At 55.8% G+C, this 21,103-nt stretch carries 14 protein-coding genes; 9 read left to right on the top strand and 5 right to left on the bottom strand.

The genetic code is table 11. The annotated features are described in order from the left end of the window. Positions 1-3: 3 nt before the first annotated feature. Positions 4-855 (bottom strand): EamA family transporter, encoded by an 852-nt coding sequence (locus tag DFER_RS08430; protein ID WP_229206209.1) that lies wholly within the window; start codon positions 853-855, stop codon positions 4-6. A gap of 51 nt (positions 856-906) precedes the next feature. After that, complete coding sequence (locus DFER_RS08425) at positions 907-2,865, bottom strand: S9 family peptidase (protein ID WP_015811203.1); 1,959 nt, start codon at positions 2,863-2,865, stop codon at positions 907-909. A 190-nt stretch (positions 2,866-3,055) separates the two neighbouring features. Here DFER_RS08425 and DFER_RS08420 point away from each other — a divergent pair, with 190 nt between their 5' ends. The 9 genes from DFER_RS08420 to DFER_RS08380 all read left to right on the top strand — a co-directional run bounded on the left by DFER_RS08420 (position 3,056) and on the right by DFER_RS08380 (position 17,027). Next, positions 3,056-4,210 carry an SIS domain-containing protein gene (locus DFER_RS08420; protein ID WP_015811202.1) on the top strand — a complete coding sequence of 385 codons (1,155 nt, stop codon included), beginning with the start codon at positions 3,056-3,058 and terminating at the stop codon, positions 4,208-4,210. A gap of 2 nt (positions 4,211-4,212) precedes the next feature. Next, positions 4,213-5,166, top strand: coding sequence for a carbohydrate kinase family protein (locus DFER_RS08415; protein ID WP_041736174.1), 954 nt, complete (start codon positions 4,213-4,215; stop codon positions 5,164-5,166). Continuing rightward, positions 5,163-5,987 carry a class II fructose-bisphosphate aldolase gene (locus DFER_RS08410; RefSeq protein ID WP_015811200.1) on the top strand — a complete coding sequence of 275 codons (825 nt, stop codon included), beginning with the start codon at positions 5,163-5,165 and terminating at the stop codon, positions 5,985-5,987. Before DFER_RS08415 ends, DFER_RS08410 begins: the two co-directional genes overlap by 4 nt. Positions 5,988-6,007: 20 nt before the next feature. Next, on the top strand, positions 6,008-6,613 hold the full coding sequence (locus tag DFER_RS08405) for an RNA polymerase sigma factor (protein ID WP_015811199.1): 606 nt from the start codon (positions 6,008-6,010) through the stop codon (positions 6,611-6,613). Positions 6,614-6,772: 159 nt separating this feature from the next. Next, entirely contained in the window at positions 6,773-7,870 is a 1,098-nt protein-coding gene (locus tag DFER_RS08400; protein WP_015811198.1) for a FecR family protein, read from the top strand. Positions 7,871-8,152: 282 nt separating this feature from the next. Further along, positions 8,153-11,683: a SusC/RagA family TonB-linked outer membrane protein gene (locus DFER_RS08395; RefSeq protein WP_015811197.1), complete on the top strand. Its 3,531-nt coding sequence runs from the start codon at positions 8,153-8,155 to the stop codon at positions 11,681-11,683. A 12-nt stretch (positions 11,684-11,695) separates the two neighbouring features. Beyond that, positions 11,696-13,141: a SusD/RagB family nutrient-binding outer membrane lipoprotein gene (locus DFER_RS08390; RefSeq protein ID WP_015811196.1), complete on the top strand. Its 1,446-nt coding sequence runs from the start codon at positions 11,696-11,698 to the stop codon at positions 13,139-13,141. Positions 13,142-13,179: 38 nt separating this feature from the next. Next, a complete protein-coding gene (locus tag DFER_RS08385; RefSeq protein ID WP_041734838.1) occupies positions 13,180-15,348 on the top strand; it encodes a PKD domain-containing protein in 2,169 nt (722 codons plus the stop codon). Positions 15,349-15,377: 29 nt separating this feature from the next. Continuing rightward, complete coding sequence (locus DFER_RS08380) at positions 15,378-17,027, top strand: FAD-dependent oxidoreductase (RefSeq protein ID WP_041736168.1); 1,650 nt, start codon at positions 15,378-15,380, stop codon at positions 17,025-17,027. Here the strand turns inward: DFER_RS08380 and DFER_RS08375 are convergent. From DFER_RS08375 to DFER_RS08365, 3 genes are read right to left on the bottom strand one after another with little or no spacing between them, the layout of a single operon-like run. After that, positions 17,024-17,647 (bottom strand): response regulator transcription factor, encoded by a 624-nt coding sequence (locus tag DFER_RS08375; RefSeq protein WP_015811193.1) that lies wholly within the window; start codon positions 17,645-17,647, stop codon positions 17,024-17,026. The two genes, DFER_RS08380 and DFER_RS08375, sit on opposite strands and share 4 nt — an antisense overlap. A 3-nt stretch (positions 17,648-17,650) precedes the next feature. Beyond that, positions 17,651-19,645, bottom strand: coding sequence for a tetratricopeptide repeat-containing sensor histidine kinase (locus DFER_RS08370; RefSeq protein ID WP_015811192.1), 1,995 nt, complete (start codon positions 19,643-19,645; stop codon positions 17,651-17,653). Then, complete coding sequence (locus DFER_RS08365; RefSeq protein WP_015811191.1) at positions 19,642-21,087, bottom strand: S41 family peptidase; 1,446 nt, start codon at positions 21,085-21,087, stop codon at positions 19,642-19,644. Before DFER_RS08365 ends, DFER_RS08370 begins: the two co-directional genes overlap by 4 nt. Between the last annotated feature and the right edge of the window lie 16 nt (positions 21,088-21,103).

Genomic DNA, 21,103 nt, shown 5'->3' with positions numbered 1-21,103 from the left:
GGCTCAGCTGTGCACCTCTTCAAATCCCATCAGCAATGCCGAAACAATAGCAAGCGCAATGCCGGCGACGATTACAGGATGGGGGATGGTTTGGTACAATGCCAGCGATAATGCCACTGTAAGGACCGGTGAAAGGGCTGTGGTAATGGGCGCGATGATGATCGCTTTCCCGTACCGGAATGCATACACGAGGCACAGCGCACCGAACGCATTGAGCGACTGGATGATCGCCGACAAATAGGGCCCTTTGAACCCCCACTGGATCGGTTGACTGAAATCCGTCATCATCAGCGCGAGGGGGATGAGCATTACCGAGGTCGACATCATGTAGAAATACAGGCTTTCGGCCGACATGATCTCGTTCGCAAACCGCATCACGTAGCCCTGCGCGCCCCAGGCCAGCAGCGGAATGGCCGTCAGCAGCATCCAGGTGTACCCGCTCACGAGCGTCGCGCCGGCGGGCTGGTAGGAGAGCATGAAAATCGAAACCAGTGCCAGTACAACGCCTGCCCAGCCCATTTTGCCGGTTTTTTCATGCAGCAGCAGCACGGCCATCAGGATGGTAACCACGGGCGTGAGCGAAAGCAGCGGAAACACCAGGTAGGCCGGCGCAATACGCAGCACAAAGAAAAGCACCAGCTGCCCGCCGGCGCCCAACAGCCCCGCCAGGCCGCCCCAAAGCATTGCCTTCCGGTTGAAATCCAGTTTCCAGCCTTTCAGTTTCAATGCCGCCAGCGAAGCGGGTACCATCGTGAGTGCCCACACCACATAGCCCAGCGTGGCGGGAAAACCTGCCTTTTCCGGCATTTCAATCACAGCGCCCCATACTCCGATAAACAGGACATGAATAATCACAAAAATCAACCAACTGTTTGTACTCCTGCTCATTAGGTTCTTTTTTCTTCATTAAAGGGTTAGGTATTTATTCAGCCAGGCGATCATGCGCTGGTTCAGGTCGGCTTTGTTGCGCGGGCCCAGTTCCGGCCGCCAGCCGTGGCCTTCGCCGGTATATTGCACGAGCATTGTATCGACGCCCTTCTTTCTGAGCGCGATGTACATTTCTTCGGCCTGGGTAAACGGCACTTCGTTGTCCGTTTCGCCGTGTAAAAGCAGCGTCGGCGTGGTCACGCGGACCACATGGCGCAGCGGCGACCATTTCCACAACAGATCGAAACGGTCGTAAGCACGCCCGCCGAATTCCGATTCCATCAGCGAGTGGTACAACGAGGTGCCCGAAAAGCTGACGAGGTTGCTCAGCCCGCCGTCGGTCACGGCCGCTTTGAAACGCGTGGTTTGGGTGACGATCCAGTTGGTCATGTATCCGCCGTAGCTTTGCCCGGTAACGCCCAGATTGTCAGCATCCAGCCAGGGATTTTGGGCTAAAATGTAATCCACGCCCGCCATCAGATCCTGGTAATCGCCGCCGCCCCAGTTCATGAGCGTGCCTTTCGAAAACGCCTGCCCATAACCGTGGCTGCCCCGGGGGTTTATGTAAACGACCGCGTAGCCAGCCTGCGACAGCAAATGAAACCGCTCGTCGAAGTCGTGCCCGAACATATTGTGCGGCCCGCCGTGGATGACGAGGATCAACGGATGTTTCCTGGACGGATCGAATGCGACCGGCTTCATCAGCCAGCCCTGCACCTGCATGCCGTCGAAGCTCTCAAACCAGAATGGGTCAGCCGGTTGCAGCGCTTTCGTGGACAGCCATGCGGCGTTTTCCTGCGTGACGGGCTCCACGACGGCGCCTTTGTTCTTTGTTCGGAAAAGCTCCGGTGGGAAATGGGTGTTGGATTTGATAAAAACCATATCCTCGCCCTGCGCAGTCAGGCAGAACTCTGAGATACAGCCTTTGCCCCCTTGCACCGTTTCAATGTGGTTATTTTCAATGCTTACCCGGTAAACCGAGGTGTCACCCCGGTCGCCTGCGGTGAAGTAGATGTACTTTCCCGAAGGGTGCCAGCGAAGGTGCTCGATGCGGCGGTCCAGTGATTTGGTCAGATAGCGCATTTGTCCGCCGTCAGCGGGGATCAATGCGATGTGCGTATCCTCGGCCGGACTGTCGTTGGTGCCTGTCTGCCCCGGCGTTGCCAGGAATGCGATGTGCCCGCCCTTGGGCGACCAGGCTGGCTGGTAGGCCAGGCCCCGATGGTCGGAAAGTGGCGTGATCGCTTTGGAATGAATATCGACCTTCCAGATTTCGCTCTGCTGGATGTCGTCGGGGCGGTCGGTCCGGTTGCTGACGAATGCAATATACCGGCCGTCGGGCGACCAGGTGGTGGAATGTTCGTTGAATGGCCCGGATGTGAGTGGCTCCGGGGCGCCTCCTGCGGCCGGTATGCGGTAAATGTGCGTTTGTGCGCGGTCGGCGTAAATGGGCCTGCCGCGTCCGCCTTTGGACTTGTAAAGCAGGTCGTCGATCACACGCACGGCCGGTTCCGGGGCTTCCGGGACGTCGGCACCCACGAACGCAATGGACTGTCCGTCCGGCGACCAGATGCAATTGTTCAGGGCAAGGTGATTGATAAAGTAGGCAGATTCCGACCGCCGCGTCAGTAAACGGCTGGCTGCGGTGCTTACTGTATATATATGTAGTTCACCGTTCGCGGTTTCGTAGAGCAGCTCCCGGCCGTCGGGCGACCAGCCGTGCGCAATGCCGCGGGCGATGGTCACGGGCGCGGTTTGGTCCGCCGGTGTGACCATGATCAGGTCATATCGTTCATCGGCATCGTAATCGGCCACTGCCACGTGGTAGGCGAGGAAACGGTCATCAGGCGACAAGAGCGGCGTACCTGCCTTTCGGATTTTACTCAAATCGTCGATTACAAGTCCTTGCGGCGGGGCCTTTTGTTCTGTCGGGGTCATAAAAGCGGGTTAGGAGCTGGTGGTCACCTTAAAATACACCAAAATATTTCTCGCAAGATAGGGGTAAGATTAAATAAATTAAAAGAAAGGTTTAGTAATATTTTTTACTTTCGTTTTATGATGTTTAATTTGAATCGCCATTGATCTTACTTTCAAATTTTCCTAACTACCACCCTCTGAATTTGTGGGAATGAACCAAATCAAAAATGGGACGGACGAGCCCGAAACCAGCGGAGATATACACACGCGAAGAGAAATATTGTCGCAACCCGCACTCTGGGAGGAAGTATATGACCTGATCAGCGGCCAAAGTGCGGCGATCGAAGGCTTTTTACGGCCGGTTTTGGAAAAAGGCAATGTGCGGGTAATTCTTACCGGCGCGGGCACCTCGGGCTTTATCGGGGACGCGGCGCAGGGAACCTTGCAGAAAGCCTGGCGCAGACCCGTGCAGGCGGTGCCGACGACGGAAATCGTCACGCAGCCCGATACGGTCTTTATCCGGCCCGTACCCACGCTGCTGATTTCATTCGCACGGTCGGGCAACAGTCCCGAGAGTGTGGAATCGGTGCGGCTGGCCAATGCCTGCTGCGACGAGATATATCACCTCATCATCACCTGCAACGGTGAAGGCGCACTGGCCGGTACCGCCGCGGTCAACCCTGACAAAGCATATTGCATCGTTCTGCCCGAGGCCACGAACGACAAAAGCCTCGCCATGACAAGCAGTTTTACCTGTATGCTGCTCAGCGTGCTCCTCGTGGCCCACGCCGCCGATATTAAGAGCGAATTCCCGAAAGTACAGCGGATCGTCGAACAGGGGAAACTGATTCTGGAAAACCAGTTTCTTCTGGAAAGCCTGGTATTGAAAGGTTTCGAGCGGGTGGTGTTCCTGGGGTCGGGCGAAATGCTCGGCATTGCGCGGGAATGCCATTTGAAACTGCTCGAACTGACGGACGGCAGGCAGGTATGCATGTCGGATTCCTTCCTCGGTTTCCGGCACGGGCCGCGGGCATTTGTGAATGAAAATACATTGATCGTGTACCTGTTTTCGAGAAACCCGCACGTGATGCGCTACGAGCGCGACCTGGCCGGAGAGATCGGGCGGGACGCGCGGGGCATCGAGTCGCTGCAAATCGGCGGTGCGGAGGAACTGGCATTGCCGCATAGCAGCCGCATCGTGCCCGAGATCGATCCCGACAATGCCTATCAGATGATCGCGGCGACGCTCGTGGGCCAGCTGCTGGGCTATTACAGCGCCCTGCATGCCGGTATCGACCCCGACAGCCCATCCACTTCCGGCTCGATCAGCCGGGTGGTGCAGGGGGTGAACATTTATCAGGAATGAACATGTCAAACGGAAAACTACTCGTCGTAGGAGAACTTAACGTCGACCTTATCTTAAACCAGATCCACGCTTTCCCGCAGTTGGGCAAAGAGACGATCGCCGATGAAATGAATGTGTGCCTCGGCAGCTCCTCGGCCATTATGGCGGCCAACAGCGCCGCGCTGGGCGTGGACACCACGTTTTGCGGGGTGGTCGGGGACGACGATTTCGGCGGGTTCATCCTCCGCGAGCTGGAACGCAAATCGGTGAACTGTGCGCGCGTAAAGCAAATCCCCGGCCAGAAAACCGGCTGTACCATCGTGATGAGCTACGGCCAGGACCGCGCCAATGTGACCTTTCCCGGCGCCATGCATGCATTGACCCTCCACGATATCCCATTTGAAACACCCTCGGCTTACCAGCACCTGCATGTATCGAGCGTATTTCTCCAACAGGGCATCCTCAGGGACATCGAACAGCTGCTCATCCGCGCCAAAGCCGCCGGTATGACCACCTCCCTCGACCTGCAATGGGACCCGGCCGAGCAATGGGCATTCGACTACGCCCGCTGCCTGCCTTATGTGGATGTGTTTATGCCCAACGAATCGGAATTGCTGGCTTTGACGGGCGCCGAGTCGATAAATAGCGCCCTGGAAGAAATAAGACCTTACCTGAATACGCTCGCCCTCAAAATGGGCAGCAAAGGCAGTATGGGCGTGCGCGGCGACCAGCAGATGATGGCGCCCGCCTTCGAAGGAAAGCAGTTTGTGGATGCCATCGGCGCGGGCGACTCTTTCAATGCCGGATTTATCCGCAAATACATGACCGGCGCGGGCCTCGAAGAATGCCTCCGCGAGGGCAACCTCATGGGCGCGCTCAACACCACAGCCGCCGGGGGCACCGGCGCATTCGATAACCGCCAACAGCTAAGCGAACATATTCAAGAACTCTGGGGAATAGAATTAAGCCTTCCATGAAACTGAAAGATAAACTAAGGCAACTGACGCAGCTCAAAAAAGGCTTGCTGGCCACCAATTACTACGACCTGGAAACCCTTCACGGCGTGTTGCAGGCGGCTGCGGACATGAAGCAGCCGCTGATCCTCCAACTAACGCAAAGCTCGATCGACTATATGGGCCTGAAAACGGCCGTCAACCTGGGACGCAACGGCCTGGAAGAGTTCGGCGTGGAAGGATGGATACACCTCGACCACGGCGGCTCGGTGGAGCTGGTGCAGCGCTGCCTCGACGCGGGCTTCGACTCGGTGATGATCGACGGCAGCGAGCTGTCGTTCGAAGAGAATGTGCGCCTCACCCGCGAGGTCGTCGAGCGTGCCAAACGGTATGATGTACACGTAGAAGCGGAGCTCGGGTATGTAGCCAAACTGGGCCAGTCGCACGAGAGTACCGGCTTCACCCAGCCCGACGAAGCGGCGGCGTTTGTAGAAGAAACGGGCGTGGACGCATTAGCGGTGGCGATCGGCACGGCGCATGGCTTCTACAAGCAGGAACCGAAGCTGGACATCGACCTGCTCCGGCGTATTGCCGAAAAAACAGCCGCTACCCTCGTGCTGCACGGCAGCTCGGGCGTCCCGCACGACCAGGTGCAGCGCGCTATTTCAAACGGCATCTGCAAGGTGAACCTGGCGACCGAGATCAAGAACATTTTCATGGCTTCCCTCAAAAACGAACTCACCTATAACGAGGATATCGACCTCCGGAAGGTGTTCCCGAGAGCCACCTGCAAAATCACCGAACTGGTGAAAGCCAAGCTTGAAATGGTAGAGAACGTGGCATAATGCATTAAACCCCCGAGCCCTTGAACGATACGATCCACATAGCGCAGCCGGTTTCGCACGAGGTGTTGTGGGACAAATTCAGGGCGGGCGATAAAGAAGCGTTCGGGCAGATTGCGCTGCATTATTATCAGCTGCTTTATAATTACGGGCTGAATCTGAATAACGATGAAGATTTCGTGTCGGACTGCATTCAGGAGCTTTTTCTTGAACTGTGGGAGCGGCGTGCGTTTTTGTCCAAAACCGATTTTGTTAAAACCTACCTGCTCCGGGCGCTTCGCAACAAGATCTTCAAGGAAAGCATTCGGCTCCGGCGTTTCAAGCAGCCGCAGGACGTGCAGTTTGTCGCCGGAGCGGATATTTCGATCGAGTCGCAGATTGTTTTGAATGAAGAGGAAACAGCGCAGATCAGGCAGCTGAGCGCTGTTTTGGAAACACTTACCACCCGCCAGCAGGAAATCGTTTACCTGCGCTTCTACCAGGGGCTGGAATTCGACGAGATTTCCGGAATTATGGGCCTCACGCGCCAGAGTGTGGCTAATCTGCTCCACCGCACCCTCAAAAAATTAAAGGAAAGCTGGACGATCGCTTTCCTGATCTCCTTCATTTTTCTATTTTCTCCTCAATAAAATCCCCCTTTTTGAGCCGGTTTTGCGGTTTATATAAAGTTTTTAAAAAATTTTTGAATTCTGCTGGGTATGTCATGCGGCAATGCGGACTATAAGGTGACCCTAAGATGCAGACGCACGGGTCGACGACACATTTCACCTTACTGATGTCCGCTGCCCATGTACGATTACAGTGCCTACACCATTGAAGAGCTGGCCCGGGACGATTATTTCCGGCATGCGATCCTGAACCCCGACCGCGAGTCGGCTGCATTCTGGCAATCGTGGGCAGCCGCCAGCCCCGACCAGCGCGACCGGTACGAAAAGGCGCGGATGATCGTGATCGCATTGGAACAGCGCTATCACACGCAGCTTTCCCAGGAGGAAGTGGCGCATCGGGTAGGGCAGCTCGTGGGAAGGCTCGATGAGCTGGAAGATGCACCCCGGCCTGCCAAACCCGCATTCCTCCACTACTGGTGGCGCGCGGCGGCGGTGCTCGTGGCCGCATTGGGGTTTGCATTGTGGAGCTACCGCCATGACTGGAAACCGCTTCGCAGCGGCGAACCCGGCGCACAGGCAGCCAGCCGCACGCTTTCCCGAAACAATAATACGCCGCACATCCAGACGCTCATGCTGAGCGACAGCAGCATTGTAACCCTTTTCCCGGGAAGCGCCTTGCAGTTTCCCGAAACATTCTCCGGCGACAGCCGCAAGGTAACCCTCACCGGCGATGCATTCTTCGAAGTGGCGCACGACGGCAAACCGTTCCTGGTGTACGCCGGAGAAACGGTGACCAGGGTATGGGGAACGCGCTTCCGCGTAACTGCCCTCCCGGGCGACAAGCAGGTGAAAGTGAGTGTAAAAAGCGGAAAGGTATCCGTTCACAGGGTTGAAGAATTTAATCTTCCCAAAACTACTGACACACAGCCCATTCCCGGTGTAATGCTCACCATGCACGAGCAGGTCGTTTTCGATCGCACCAATCACTTATTGGAAAAAGCACATCTCACCGACCTCGGCGTGGTGGCCCAGGGCACCGACTTGCGCGAGCAGGTATTTGTGGATGCGCCTGTGACAGAGGTATTTAAAGAGCTGGAAAGCATTTACGGCATCAAAATCCGGTTCGACGAGCGCTTGCTGGGCGAATGCCGCATTATCACTTCGTTCCGTGGGGAAACGCTCGTGGAACGGATCAACAGCATTTGTCAGGCGATCGGCGCGCATTACGAGCCGACGATGGGCGGCATCGTGATCTCCGGTGACGGATGCGGCATTTAAGCCGGAAGAAATATTTGATATACCGAAAGAAATTCTGACTGACCCTTTAACCTAATCCTCCATTGCCTATGAACTAAACCTCTTCCGACGATTTCGAAAAAAGGGCTGGCGGTGTTTGCGCCACCACCAACCCGCTCCCGTCCCATTTGCAGGCCTGTAAACATGCAAATCTTCGATGAAGATGAACGGGACCATTTTGCCTTCAACCCTAATCAAGTTTTCGACAAAACGATCAAAATTATGAAAAAACAAAGACAAGCGCTTTGGCTGGCACGTACAATAATGAGAATAACCATACACCAGTTTTTGCTGACCGTCCTGTTTGCCGGCGTGACCCTCGCCCGGACCGCCGGTGCACAGGATGCGCTCAACCAGAAAATCAGCATTCAGGCAGAGAATGAGGGGCTTCGCACTGTGCTTAACCAGATTCAGAAGCTGGCGGACGTGCATTTTACTTACAACTCCGCCCTCATTACGGCCCAACAAAAAGTGAGCGTAACGGCGCATCAGCAGCCGCTGGCAGGCGTGCTGGACGAGCTGCTGATCAAATCGGGCATCCGGTACCGGCTGCAAGGGAGGCAGATTATCCTGCAAAAAGCCTTACCTCCCTCGAAAAGCGACCCTCAGCCCGAGCTTCCTAACGGCGCGAGCTCGCAGGCAGACAGGAAAATCCGGGGCGTGGTGAAAGATGCGGCAGGCGAGGCGCTCCCGGGTGTGAGTGTTATGCTGAAAGGCTCCCAGCGGGGAACGCTTACCAACGTCGACGGGGCTTTTGAGCTGGATGTGCCGGAAGAAAACGGGACGCTGATCCTGTCCTATGTAGGGTATATGACAAAGGAAATAGCCGTAGGCGGCCAGACCAGCTTCGATGTCGTGCTGGAAGCGGACGTCAAAATGCTGGACGCGGTGGTGGTGACGGCGCTGGGTTTCAAGGAATCGGCCGACAAGCTGGGATCGACCAGTTCGAAAATTACCGATAAGAGCATTGCGGCATCCGGCGAAACCAGCCTGCTCAACAAAATGGCTGGCAAAGCGTCGGGCGTGTTCATCGGACGGTCGTCGGGAAGTGATCCGGGCGGCGGCTCGTTTGTGCAGATCCGCGGCGCGAGCACATTGTCGGGCTCATCGCAGCCGCTGTATATTGTGGATGGGGTGCCGATCAACAGCTCCGTGCACGGCGGTACGAACATCCGCGGCGTAGTGCAGCAATCGCGGGTGAACGACATTAATCCGGACGATATCGCGTCCATCCAGGTGCTCAAAGGCGCTTCGGCGGCTGCGCTCTGGGGATCGCGGGCGGCCAACGGTGTGATCGTGATCACGACGAAAAGCGGTTCTTTCAACGACCGGATGCGGATTTCGTTTAAATCCAGCTATTCAATGGATGAGATCAACCGCTTCCATCAGCGGCAAACCGCATTCGGGCAGGGCGATCAGGGAAAATTCAATCCCGCATCGGGCAATGCCTGGGGGGATAAAATCGCTGCGAGAGCGGGCGGTGCGGACGAAGTGAACATGTCGGGAGAGTTTTTCGAAGGTTACCAAACCGGTACCCGCTATTATCCCATCACCAAAAAGAATTCCCGCGACGTATTTGCCGATAATCAGTATGACGCGATTTTCAGGAACGGCTATTCGATGGACAACAGCCTGAGCCTGAGCGGCGGCGGTGCCAGTTCCAACTATATGTTCAGCCTCAGCGACGTTTACCAGAAGGGCGTTTTCAGACATAACAGCGACTACCGGCGAAGCACCATCCGCCTGAATATCGAAAGCAAGCTGAATGACATTATTAAACTTTCGACCCACGCTTCCTATGCGATGATCCGCTCGGAGCGCGTACAGCGATCGAACAACACGGCGGGGATGCTGCTGGGCTATTACCGGATGACGCCCGATTTTGACATCACGGATTATAAGGGTAACTACTATGCCGGCCCCAATGCCGCGCCGGTCGTAAACCGCCAGCGTTCTTACCGCAACTACCTCGGAAACAGTTCCAACCCGGTGTATAACAACCCGTTGTGGACGATGATCGAGCAGAAAAACCCGAACTCCGTCAACCGGTTTATCGGTAGCGCCGAGCTGACCATTACGCCGCTGAAAGGATTTGACATTATCAACAGGGTAGGGATCGATAATTCTTCGGACGTAAGACAAACCTATTTCCCCGTCAACTCCGCCCAGGCTGATGCCGTGAACCTGAATGGCCGCTACGGTGAAGTGAATATCCTGGAAAACCAGCTGAACTACGACCTCATCGGACGTTATTCCCACAATTTCAACCCCAATTTCTCGGCCAACCTCATCGCCGGATTCAACCTGAACGACCGCAAATATTCCGACCTGGGCGGCGAAATGTCCGATTTCCTCATCGCCGACGGCCCCTGGAATTTTTCCAATGCATTGACGCTCAATAAAAATCCGAACAATGGTAAAACTTACATCCGCAGCGCAAGGGCGTATTCGGTACTAGGTTTGTCGTTTTATGATGCATTGTTTTTGAATTTGTCGTTTGCCGGCGAAGCCGCATCTACTTTCGGGGAAGCTTCCGACAATACGTTTTTCTATCCTTCCGGCGACGTGGCCTGGCAATTTACGAAGCTGAAATTCTTCGAGCGTGCCAACTGGCTGTCATTCGGGAAGTTGCGGGCTTCCTACGGCGTGGTGGGTTCACAGCCTGCGCCTTACCGCACCAGGACGCTCTTCGTGCCGGGTAACTCGCTTTACGGAAACGGTTCATACCTGCAAAGCGCCAACTTTGGAAACGACCAGCTGCGCCCTGAAAGAAAAACGGAATACGAAGTCGGCGCCGATCTCCGGTTTTTGGGTAACCGGCTGCGCACCGAAATCACCTATTATAAAAACAGGACGAAAGACCTCCTGCTGTCCGTGCCCGTACCGAATTCGACAGGCTTTTCAAGTGCCTACCAGAATGCCGGCACTATGCAGAACAAGGGTATCGACTTTGATTTGAACTACGACATTTTCAAACGTAAGGACCTGACCCTTTCCCTGAATTTTAACTTAAACAGAAACCGCAGCCTGGTAACAGACCTCGCCGGCGCCACAGCCGTGCAGGTGGGCGGGATCAGCGGCTACATGACGATCAATGCGCTCGAAGGACAGCCGGTGGGCGTGTTTATGGGCGGCCATTATGCCCGCGACGACCAGGGTAACAAGATTTTCGACGCCAACGGATTCCCGACGGTGAATGCGGCCAATGCCAAAATCGGCGATCCTAACCCGAATTGGAGAGGTGGTTTCGGGGCAAATCTTTCGTACAAATCGTTCTCGCTCGGCTTGCTGTTTGAAACCTTCCAGGGCGGCGACTTTTTCGAGGGAACGCGCGGCGTAATGTACTCGCACGGTACGCACGAGGACGTAGGCAAAGAGGTGACGCTGACGCGCGACCTGAAAAACTTCAGAGGCAATGTGATACCGGCCGGAACGACGGTGCGGGGCAATATCGCCGACCTTGGAGCGGGTGAGGTGCTGCTGGACGAATCGTATTACACGACGTTGGGAGGCGGTTTCAGCGGTTTGAAAGAGCAATTCGTTGTGGACGGCAGCTGGACCAGGCTGCGGGAGCTTTCATTGGGCTATACCCTGCAATCCGAAGCTTTCCGCAAAGCGAGCAAGCTGCAATCCATCGAGTTCAGGCTGTCGGGCCGGAACCTGTTTTTGTGGACGGGCGTGCGCGGTGTAGACCCCGATTCCAACCACACGCAGGTATCGCTCGGCCGGGGACTGGATTATTTCGATAACCCGGGTACAAGATCCTACCTGTTCTCCTTACTCATTAACTATTAATCGGTTATCCTCATGAAAAGACTATTTTGTTTGATCATACTAGCTGCATTTGCCACATCCTGTTCCAATTTCGTGAAGGACATGAACGTGGACCCGAACAATGTGACCGACGCCCCGGCGGATATGATGCTGACGGGCGCGCAGGTTGCCTCGGTGAACTTCAACGGGTCCAGGATCGCCATCATCTCCAATATGTGGTCGGGCTACATGACCGGCATCCAGCGGCAATACCTCAATTACCAGAACTACCAGTACACCGCCGTGGAAACCGACGACGCCTGGACTTACATTTATAACCAAACCTACATTCAGCTCGAAAAAGCGATAGAAAAGTACACGGTGGTGGACAACCAGCGCGGCATCGGCATTTCGCGGGTGATCCAGGCCTATGTGATGAGCAGCGCCGCCGCGCTTTACGGCGACGTGCCTTTCTCGCAGTTCGGCGATCCGCAGCAGTTTCCGAATCCGGTGTTCGACCCGCAGGTGAGCGTGTATGCGGGCGTGCAGCAATTGCTAGACGAAGCGATTGTGGCCCTCGAATCGGGCAAAGGTGCGGTGCGGAGCAAATCGGATATTTTCTTCGATGGCGATGCGGCCAAATGGCTGGGCGTGGCGCATACGCTCAAAGCGCGGATGTACCTCGAAACCCGGGAATATGATAAAGCATACAGCGAAGCATTGAAGGGCATTGCCAACCCGGCAGGCTCGTTGCTCAGCCCGCATACCGCCACCGCCGGCACGCGTAACCGTTATTACCTGCACAATGTGGAAGAGCGCGCGGGCGACGTAAGCGCCAGGAATGCATACCTGACGACCATCCTTGATCCGGCATCGACCACCTACCGCGGGAATGCCAAAACGGATGAATCCGCGCGGTTTAATTTCTATTATGTCAACCTGGGTACCAAGGGCATTACCGGCGAAATAGAGCCGAATTACCTTTCCGTGGCGCGGGGTGATACTTTAAACGGCGCCATCGCGATGAACGCGTCTTCACCAATGGTGAGCTATGAAGAAAACCTGCTCATCCTGGCAGAAGCCGCCGCCCGGAAACCCGATTTTAAAACCGCATTGGAACACCTGAACAGCTTTCGCAGCTTTATGAATGCAGGCGGCTATATTGATCCGACTTACCGGACGCGGTATGCATTGAAATACGAGCCGTATGCCGAAGCCGATTTCGCGGCGGGCGGGATGAATAACCCGGGAACGCTCGATAAAACGAGGGCGCTTCTGGAAGAGATCCTGGAAGAGCGGTATGTCACTTTTTACGTGCGGCTGATCGGTTTCAACGATGTGAGAAGGACGCGGAAAGAAGGCATCGGCGTCAAGCTCACGCCTGCTACCGGGAACCGTCTGCCTGAAAGGTTCTTTTACGGTCAGAACGAGATCAATTCCAATGCGAATGTGCCGAACCCGCTGCCTGATTTGTTCGAACCCACGCAGGTGAATAAGTAAAAGCGAACTGGTAGCGAAGATCAAAGTGCATTATGAATATGAATCCAAAACAGAAAGCATTAATCCCAACATTGCGCCTGAACTCGCTGCTGGTCGGGTTTCTGCTGATGGCCGGTATGCCGGCCATCGCAGAAACCATCCATCGCAAGGCCAGGGCCACGCTCACGCCCGTCGAAATGAACAAGGAGGATACCTTGAAATTCACGCTCGCGAACGGCAAGGTCAGAACGATGGTGTTGAAGGAAATTTCCTCCGATATCATCATCACTAACCTCGGCAAGCTCCGGGCGGACCAGCCCGGCGGCGCTACGCTCTACCATTTCACCTGCCAGGTGCTGGTAGACGGCCATTTTATGAAAATGGAACGCTACGTCGGGTCGCAGGAAAGCTTTTTCGAGCCGTACGTCATCAATGGCATGCGGGTGTGGTTCGATGGCGTGAATACGATCGGGCAGATCATCAAGGACGAACACGGCGGCAAAAGCAGCGAGTCGGTCCCGAAAAAGCACGCCCGGTTTGCGGTGACGGACATGACCATGCGGATCGCGCCTTCGCGCTTGTACCCCATGTTCCCCATGACCGAAAACCAGCTACGCATTTCGGACAGCTACAATGGCGACGATTGCTGGATGGGTGCTTACGATGGATTTGAGCTGCACGGCGGCCTCGACCTGAACAAGCCGGCCGGGACGCCGCATTTCACGCCGTTCCCGATCGACGACCATTATTTTGTTTTCAGTCTCGATAAGGGCGATAACAACAACCGCTGGCGGGGCATTCACACCTGGGAAAACGGCGACCGGTGGAGCATTCAAAACCACCACATGCTAAATCTCCGCGTGCCGGAACATACGCCTATCAAGGCAGGTGCATATTATTCCGACGGCTCCGGGGTGCACGTGGGCGATCACAATCATTCGCATTTTGTATTCCGGGTCAAAACAAAGGAGAGCGACACGGAGATTTTGCTTGACCCGTGGATACTCTTCTGGCAGACATTCGAAGATAACCGCGAACGCGCCGGGGAGACGAAGGCAATCGCCGCGCCGTCCAGCCCGGGCAAAACGGGCCAGCAGCTGGCATTCAACGGAGAAAAGTCGCGGAATGCGTACCGAGGCTCCGGCCGCGAGCTGCTTTATTACTGGACGTTCGGCGACGGCGGCATTTCCATCGACAAGAACCCGAAACACGTTTTTACCAAACCGGGCATTTACCCGGTAACGCTCCTGGTGGACGATGGCGTGTCGCGGAGCAGCATCACGCAGCATATCACGATCGACGGCGAGGGCCAGAAACCTTCGGCAAACGCTTCGCTCGCATTGGCCTCCGACGACGACCCGTCATTCCGCATCCGGCCCGCGCATATCATGGACGTGTATGCAACCGGGCGAGCGCTCATTCCGAATACCATGCATTTCCTTGCCCGCGAAACCAGGCCGCAGCCCGAGGCGAAAACGGTGATGCTGGTTAATGCAGGTGATGGTACTTTGGGTAAAATCAATGTGCCGAAGGTGGAATACCTGCAAGGAAAAGACTGGCTGAGCTTGCAATCGGAAGGGCAGGGGAATGATCAGAAAATACAAGTGTCGGTTAACGGAAGTGGGCTGCTTCCCGGCGTGTATGCTGCGCGCGTGCGGGTGGAGGCGCCGGGCAGCCTGAATGCGGTGCAGTCCTTCACCGTAAACCTCACAATCCCCACTTACCCGCCGGCACACAACGAAACCGGCAACCTGAAACGCGAGATCGTGGACAATGCGGATGCGCGCGAAAGCCGGTTTTACTGCACGCCCTATTTCTGGGTGGGGCCGCAGTTTAAGCGATGGAAAGAAAAAGGCTTCCGGGATATGTACCTCACCAATGGCAGCCGGGCCGCGGCAGGGGAGTTTGCCCGCTTCCGGCCGGACCTCGCGGCGGGTACCTACGAGGTGGCTTTTTCGGAACAAACACCTTTCGACCCGCAACGCCGGGCAACGGTGGGCGAAAAGAAACACCCGGTCGACGGCCGGTTGAATGCTGTGCCGCGGTTTAAAGTGCGGGTCCATTCCAAAAATGGGACCGAGGAAATATGGGTGAAACCTACCGAATCGCTCTCCATCGGCAAGTTCGAGTTTTGGGAAGGAATGGACGGCTATGTCGACATCCTGAGTGAAGGTTCGGAGGGACAGGTGCTGGTAGACGCGATCATTTTCCGGAAAGCAGCGCAATAAGTATTTTAAGATTAACCTCGATTGAAATGATGAAGTATTTGATTTATAGCATAGCCCTCCTCGCCACTTTTGTGCAGCCATGTTTTGCACAAAAAAAGAAAGAACTGGCGGCGGATGTGATTATTTATGGAGGCACTTCCGCGGCGATTACGGCGGCGGTACAGGTCGTTAAATCGGGCAAAACGGTGCTGGTCGTTTCCCCCGACAAGCATTTGGGCGGACTTTCGTCGGCCGGGCTCGGCTTCACCGATACCGGCGACAAATCAGTGATCGGCGGGCTGGCGCGGGAGTTTTACCACCGGCTTTACCTGCATTACGACAAATCCGAAGCCTGGAAATGGCAGAAAAAAGAGGATTATGGCAACAAAGGCCAGGGAACGCCGGCGATGGACGGCGCAGAACGCACGATGTGGATCTTCGAACCGCACGCCGCCGAGCAGGTTTTTGAAGATTTTGTCAAAGAAAATAACATCCGGGTGTTCCGCGACGAGTGGCTCGACCGCAAAAGCGGCGTGGTCAAAAAGGATGGACGGATCGTTTCCATGAAAACGCTTTCAGGCAAGACATTCAACGGTAAAATGTTCATCGACGCCACCTATGAAGGCGATTTAATGGCCGCCGCGGGCGTAAAATATCACGTGGGAAGGGAGTCTAACAGTGTTTACAATGAAAAATGGAACGGTGTGCAGGCCGGTGTTTACCACCACAAGCATTATTTCCAGAAAAACATCAGCCCCTACAAGATTGAGGGCGATCCCAAAAGCGGCCTGTTGCCTTACATCAGCGACGAGCCCATCGCGCCGAACGGATCGGGTGACAGCAAAATACAGGCCTACTGCTTCCGCATGTGCCTTTCCGCAAATCCCGATAACCGCATTCCATTCGAAAAACCGAAAGGCTACGATCCTGCAAAGTATGAATTGCTGGCCCGCGTGTACAAAGCCGGCTGGACGGAGACATTCGACAAATATGACCCGATCCCGAACAAAAAGACCGATACGAACAACCACGGCCCGTTCAGCACGGATTTTATCGGCGGAAACTACGACTACCCCGAAGCCACCTACGAGCGCCGCAAGGAGATCGTTAAAGCGCATGAATTGTACCAGAAAGGCCTGATGTACTTTCTCACCCACGACCCCCGCGTGCCGGCGGACGTGCGCGAGCAAATGAGCCAGTGGGGATTGCCGAAGGACGAATTTAAAGACAATGGCGGCTGGCCGCACCAGATTTACGTGCGCGAAGCGCGCCGGATGATCGGCCAGAGCGTGATGAATGAGAACCATACCCTCGGCCTCGAACCGGTGAGTCAGCCCGTAGGAATGGGGTCGTACGCGCTGGACGCGCACAATGCGCAGCGCTACGTGACGGCGGAAGGTTTCGTACAGAACGAGGGTGACATTGGTGTGCATCCAAAAAAGCCGTATAGCATTGCCTACACCTCCATTATCCCCAAAAAAGACGAATGCCATAACCTGCTCGTACCGGTGTGCCTTTCGAGCTCGCACATCGCCTACGGATCGATCCGCATGGAGCCGGTATTCATGATTCTGGGCCAAAGCGCTGCGTCTGCCGCCGTGCAGGCGATTGATAATCAGGCGGCTGTCCAGGACGTGGATTACGAGCGGCTGCGGGTGCAGCTGCTGAAAGACAAGCAGAAACTGGATTTGTCGAACTAGCGCATCAGCCCCAGCTCGGCCGCCATCCGTACCACGGTGGCCGTGTTGGGCACCCCGAATTTCTCTTTCAGGTTTTTGCGGTGGCTTTCCACGGTGTGGGTACTGATAAAAAGCTCGGCGGCGATTTGCTGCGTGGTGTAGCCCTGGCCGATCAGTTCGAGGATTTCTTTCTCGCGGCGCGTGAGGCGGGGGATTTCCTTCGGTTCGGTGCCGGGGGCTTCGTTCAGGGCTTTCTGGGTTTCGGCGCAAAGGTATATCTGGCCTTCCATCGCCGCCTGCAATGCGGCCACAATGTCGTCGCCGATTGCATTTTTGAGCACATAACCGCTCGCGCCGCTTTGCAGCATGCTCATGATCACGCTGCGTTCGTTGTGGATGCTGAGCGCCACAACCCGGATTTCGGGATGGGCCTGCTTCACCTGCTGGCACAAGGTCACGCCGCTGATGTCGGGCAGGTTGATGTCCATCAGCATCACCTCCGGGATATGGCTGTCCAGGGCGGCCAATGCGCTATCGGCCTGGTCGAAAATGCCGGTGACGCGTATGCCTTCCCGCGATTCGAGCAGGTTTTTGAGTCCTTGCAATACAATAGGGTGGTCGTCGATGATGAATACGTCCATAGCTCAGATCTCGCACTCTACCGTAACGGAAGTGCCTTTTTGGGGTGATGATTGTAGTTCAAACCGTGCATTCAGGAAGTCGGCGCGGGCTTTTACATTGGATAGCCCCGCGCCGGCTTTGCCATTCACACGGTCGGGATCGAAGCCGCGGCCGTCGTCTTCCACGGTCACAAAAAGCGTTTCGCCGCTTTGCTGGATGATGACCAGTATCTGCGGCGCGGCGGCGTGTTTCACGGCATTGTTCACGAGTTCCTGGATGATGCGGTAGAGTAATATCTGCTTCTCTTTCGGCATCGAATCGCGGTAGTTGAACACCTGACAAACGAGGTTAATGCCAGTTTCCCGCAGGTTTTTACAAAATTCCTTCGTCGCCTCGGCCAGTCCGTAGTTCATCAGGATTTCGGGCATGAGGCTGCGGGCAATGCGGCGCAGCTCGTTCACGGCGTCGTCCAGGTGCGAAAGCGTACGCGTTACGCTGTTTTTAAGGCGATCGTCCTGGACGGAAAGTTCTCGCGATAATTCGATCTTAATGCTGCTCAGCAGCCCGCCGAGGCCGTCGTGCAGGTCGCGGGCGAGGCGGGTGCGCTCTTGTTCCTGCCCTTCTAGCATGGCCGAAAGCATCGAAATGCGGTAGTCCTGCTTGATTTTCTGCATTTCAAGGTCGTGGAGTTGCTTATGCTGCTGCCAGAGGCGCTTGTTGTTCCGGTAAAACAGCAGCACCAGCACCGTCACCGCCAGCAGGAAAAGGCACACCACGGCCAGCAGCCAGTTGAGGAGCCGGTTGTTTTTGATCGTCAATGCGGCCTTTTCATTGTTGGCTTGCAATTGATAAATGCGTTTCTCCTTCTCCGCCGACTGGAATTTGGCTTCCAATGCCGCAATCTCCGATTTGGTACGCTCTTCAAAAGTGCTGTCGGCGAGCTCCGCGTATTTGGCCAGCCACTCGTAAGCGGCCTTGTGCTGGCCGGTTTTGTCGAGCATCTGCGCGTATTCGTAGTAATACAATTTCCGGTTGGCTGAGCGGATGAGCGGTGTTTTCTGCCCGATCACACTGCGGATAATGCCCAACGCTTTGGGATAATCACCCATGGATTTATAGGTAAAATACACCTGCAAAAGCATGCCCTGGTAATCATACTCGCGTTTCTGTTCCTTCGCCAGTGCCATTCCTTTGCCCAGGCTTTTCAATGCCTCCTCATATTGCCGGAGTCGGGAATGGTACATGCCTTCCACCATATGGAAATCGAGCTGGTAGGCGGCATTGGGGTGAATGCCCAGGATAATCGCCGCGCTGTCGAGCATCGGTTTTACGGGCGGGTAATCTTTGAGGTACACGTAATTTTTGGCCCCGAAAATGTACGCGTCGGCGAGTTCGAGCGAGGTTTTGTCCAGTTTTTGCAAAAGGCCGATGGCCGTGTTGAAATAGCCTTCTGCCCGCTTGTAATCCAGCTGGTTGGAAAAAATAATGCCGAGATTATGGTAGTTACTGGCAACGCGCACGCTGTCGCCTGCCTGCCGGGCGAGCGGGATCACATGCTGTAAAATGATTTCCGCATATTTTTTCTCCCGGTCCTGCCGCTGCTCCAATGCCCCGAAATTGTGCCACGCCCTGGCCCGGTAAATGAGCGCCTCGCGGCCCGGAAACTTTCGCAGCAGCTTTTCGGCCGTGAGGTAGGCTTTGCCGCTTTGCGCATAATCGGCATCGAAATAGGCGCTGCCGGTGTAAAAGTGGCTCAATGCTTCCTGGAACGAGCCCGGCTTCGCTATCTGCGCGGCCTCGCGCACGTACCGCAGCGATTGCGCCGTATCCTTGTCGCTCCAATAGTCGGAGAGCTGGAACAGCGTGGCGATGCGTACCGAATCGGGCAGTTTGCGGCTGAGAATGGCCCGCAGGCTGTCCGAATAACGGTCTGCCCGGCCGGCCGTTTTTTGAGCGTAACACGGCCGGCCGGTGCAGGCAAGCAACATTCCAAGGCTAATAATGAGCAGTTTTTTCATAAATCAGGTTTGACAAGGAGCGGCCCGCCTTCCGGCGCCGCTTTGATCATCCGGCCATCGAGCACCGACGGCGTGTCGCGCAGCGGCGCGGGCGTCACGCGCTCGGTTTCGCGCGTGTTCGCCAGCCTGGCCGGCTGCCCGGTTGCGACGCCCATTTCCACCAATGCGGCGCGCAGGAGCGTCTCGTTCTCGTCGCCGAACGGCAGGAACGGGAATCGGTTGTCGGCCACCGCCACATCGGGCGCCATGCCGCTGGCCGTGCCGTAGTCCGATCGGCCGTCGGCATTGGCCGTTTGCCCGAGCATCATATAAATGCCGTAGTTCCAGCGCTTTTTTTCATCGCCGATCAATGCGCCGAACAGGTTCTTGCCCGCCGTGTGGTCGCCCACCGTGATCACGTTCATATACGGCCTTAGTCCATTCACGACGAGTTCGCTGGCCGAGGCGGTCCCCTTCGAGGTCAGCACAAAAACGCGGCTCAGGTTATCCCCGATATTACTGCTTTCCTTCGAAAAACGGTAATTCAGCGCGTCTTCTCCCTTTTCTTTTTTCCAGTAAGCCATGTATTTGTCGTTCCATTGCTCGGTGTAAAACAGCCGGTTTGCCCCGCTGCCGGGCACAATGAGCGACGCCAGCGTGAGGGCCGAAGATACGTAGCCGCCGCCGTTCAGCCGCAGGTCGAGCACCAGCTCATTCACGCCCTCCGCTTTGAAATCCGCGAAAATACGGCGCAATGTATTGTCATATTTCTCCTTGTCGGCTTCCGTACCCGGTACAAACTGCGTGTACACCACGTAGCCGATCCGCTTGTTTTGCTTGCGGATCACGCCTGCCACGGCCACCGGGTCTTCGGTGATCTGGGCGCGGGTGAGCGGGATGGTTTTCGGGTTCAGCTGCAACGACTGGTCCACGATCGTTCCAAGCGTGAGCGTCACCGATTCCTGCGCTGAAAGAAATGTGCCGTAGTTTTCGGTTGTCAGCGTTTTGCCATCGATTTGAACAATAATATCCCCGCGTTTCATCCCCGCATTGGCGGCCGGGCTGCCTTTGATAATGTGGCTTACAAACAGCGCCACGGCCGTTTTGCCGGCGTCGATGTAAGCCGGCGTGTAGCTGATCCCGAACGCTTTCACGACGCCGTTGAGCTGCTGCTGCATTGCGCTGTAATTGTCGGTGATGAGCGAAAAACGGTCGTAAACCTTGCGCTGGTAAACGAGTTTTTCGAAGAATGCATCGGGATTTTCGGTGGTATCGAGCGATTGCTTTGCCGGCATTTCGTCGTACCAGAAATAGGCGTCGTGCATCATGTCGAAAATCCAGCCGTTGACCGACCCTTTGTTGCCGAGCTTGCCCGACAGCGTGTCCACGTCGCCGGGCTGGCAGCCCAGCAAGGCGGAGAGCAGGATAATCAGCGCTGAAATCTGTTTACTGAATGTTTTCATAATGGTCACAGGATGA

Source organism: Dyadobacter fermentans DSM 18053 (assembly GCF_000023125.1).
GTDB classification, from domain to species: Bacteria; Bacteroidota; Bacteroidia; order Cytophagales; family Spirosomataceae; genus Dyadobacter; species Dyadobacter fermentans.
Note: the sequence above shows the minus strand (reverse complement) of the source record. Positions and strands in the feature narration are given on the sequence as shown.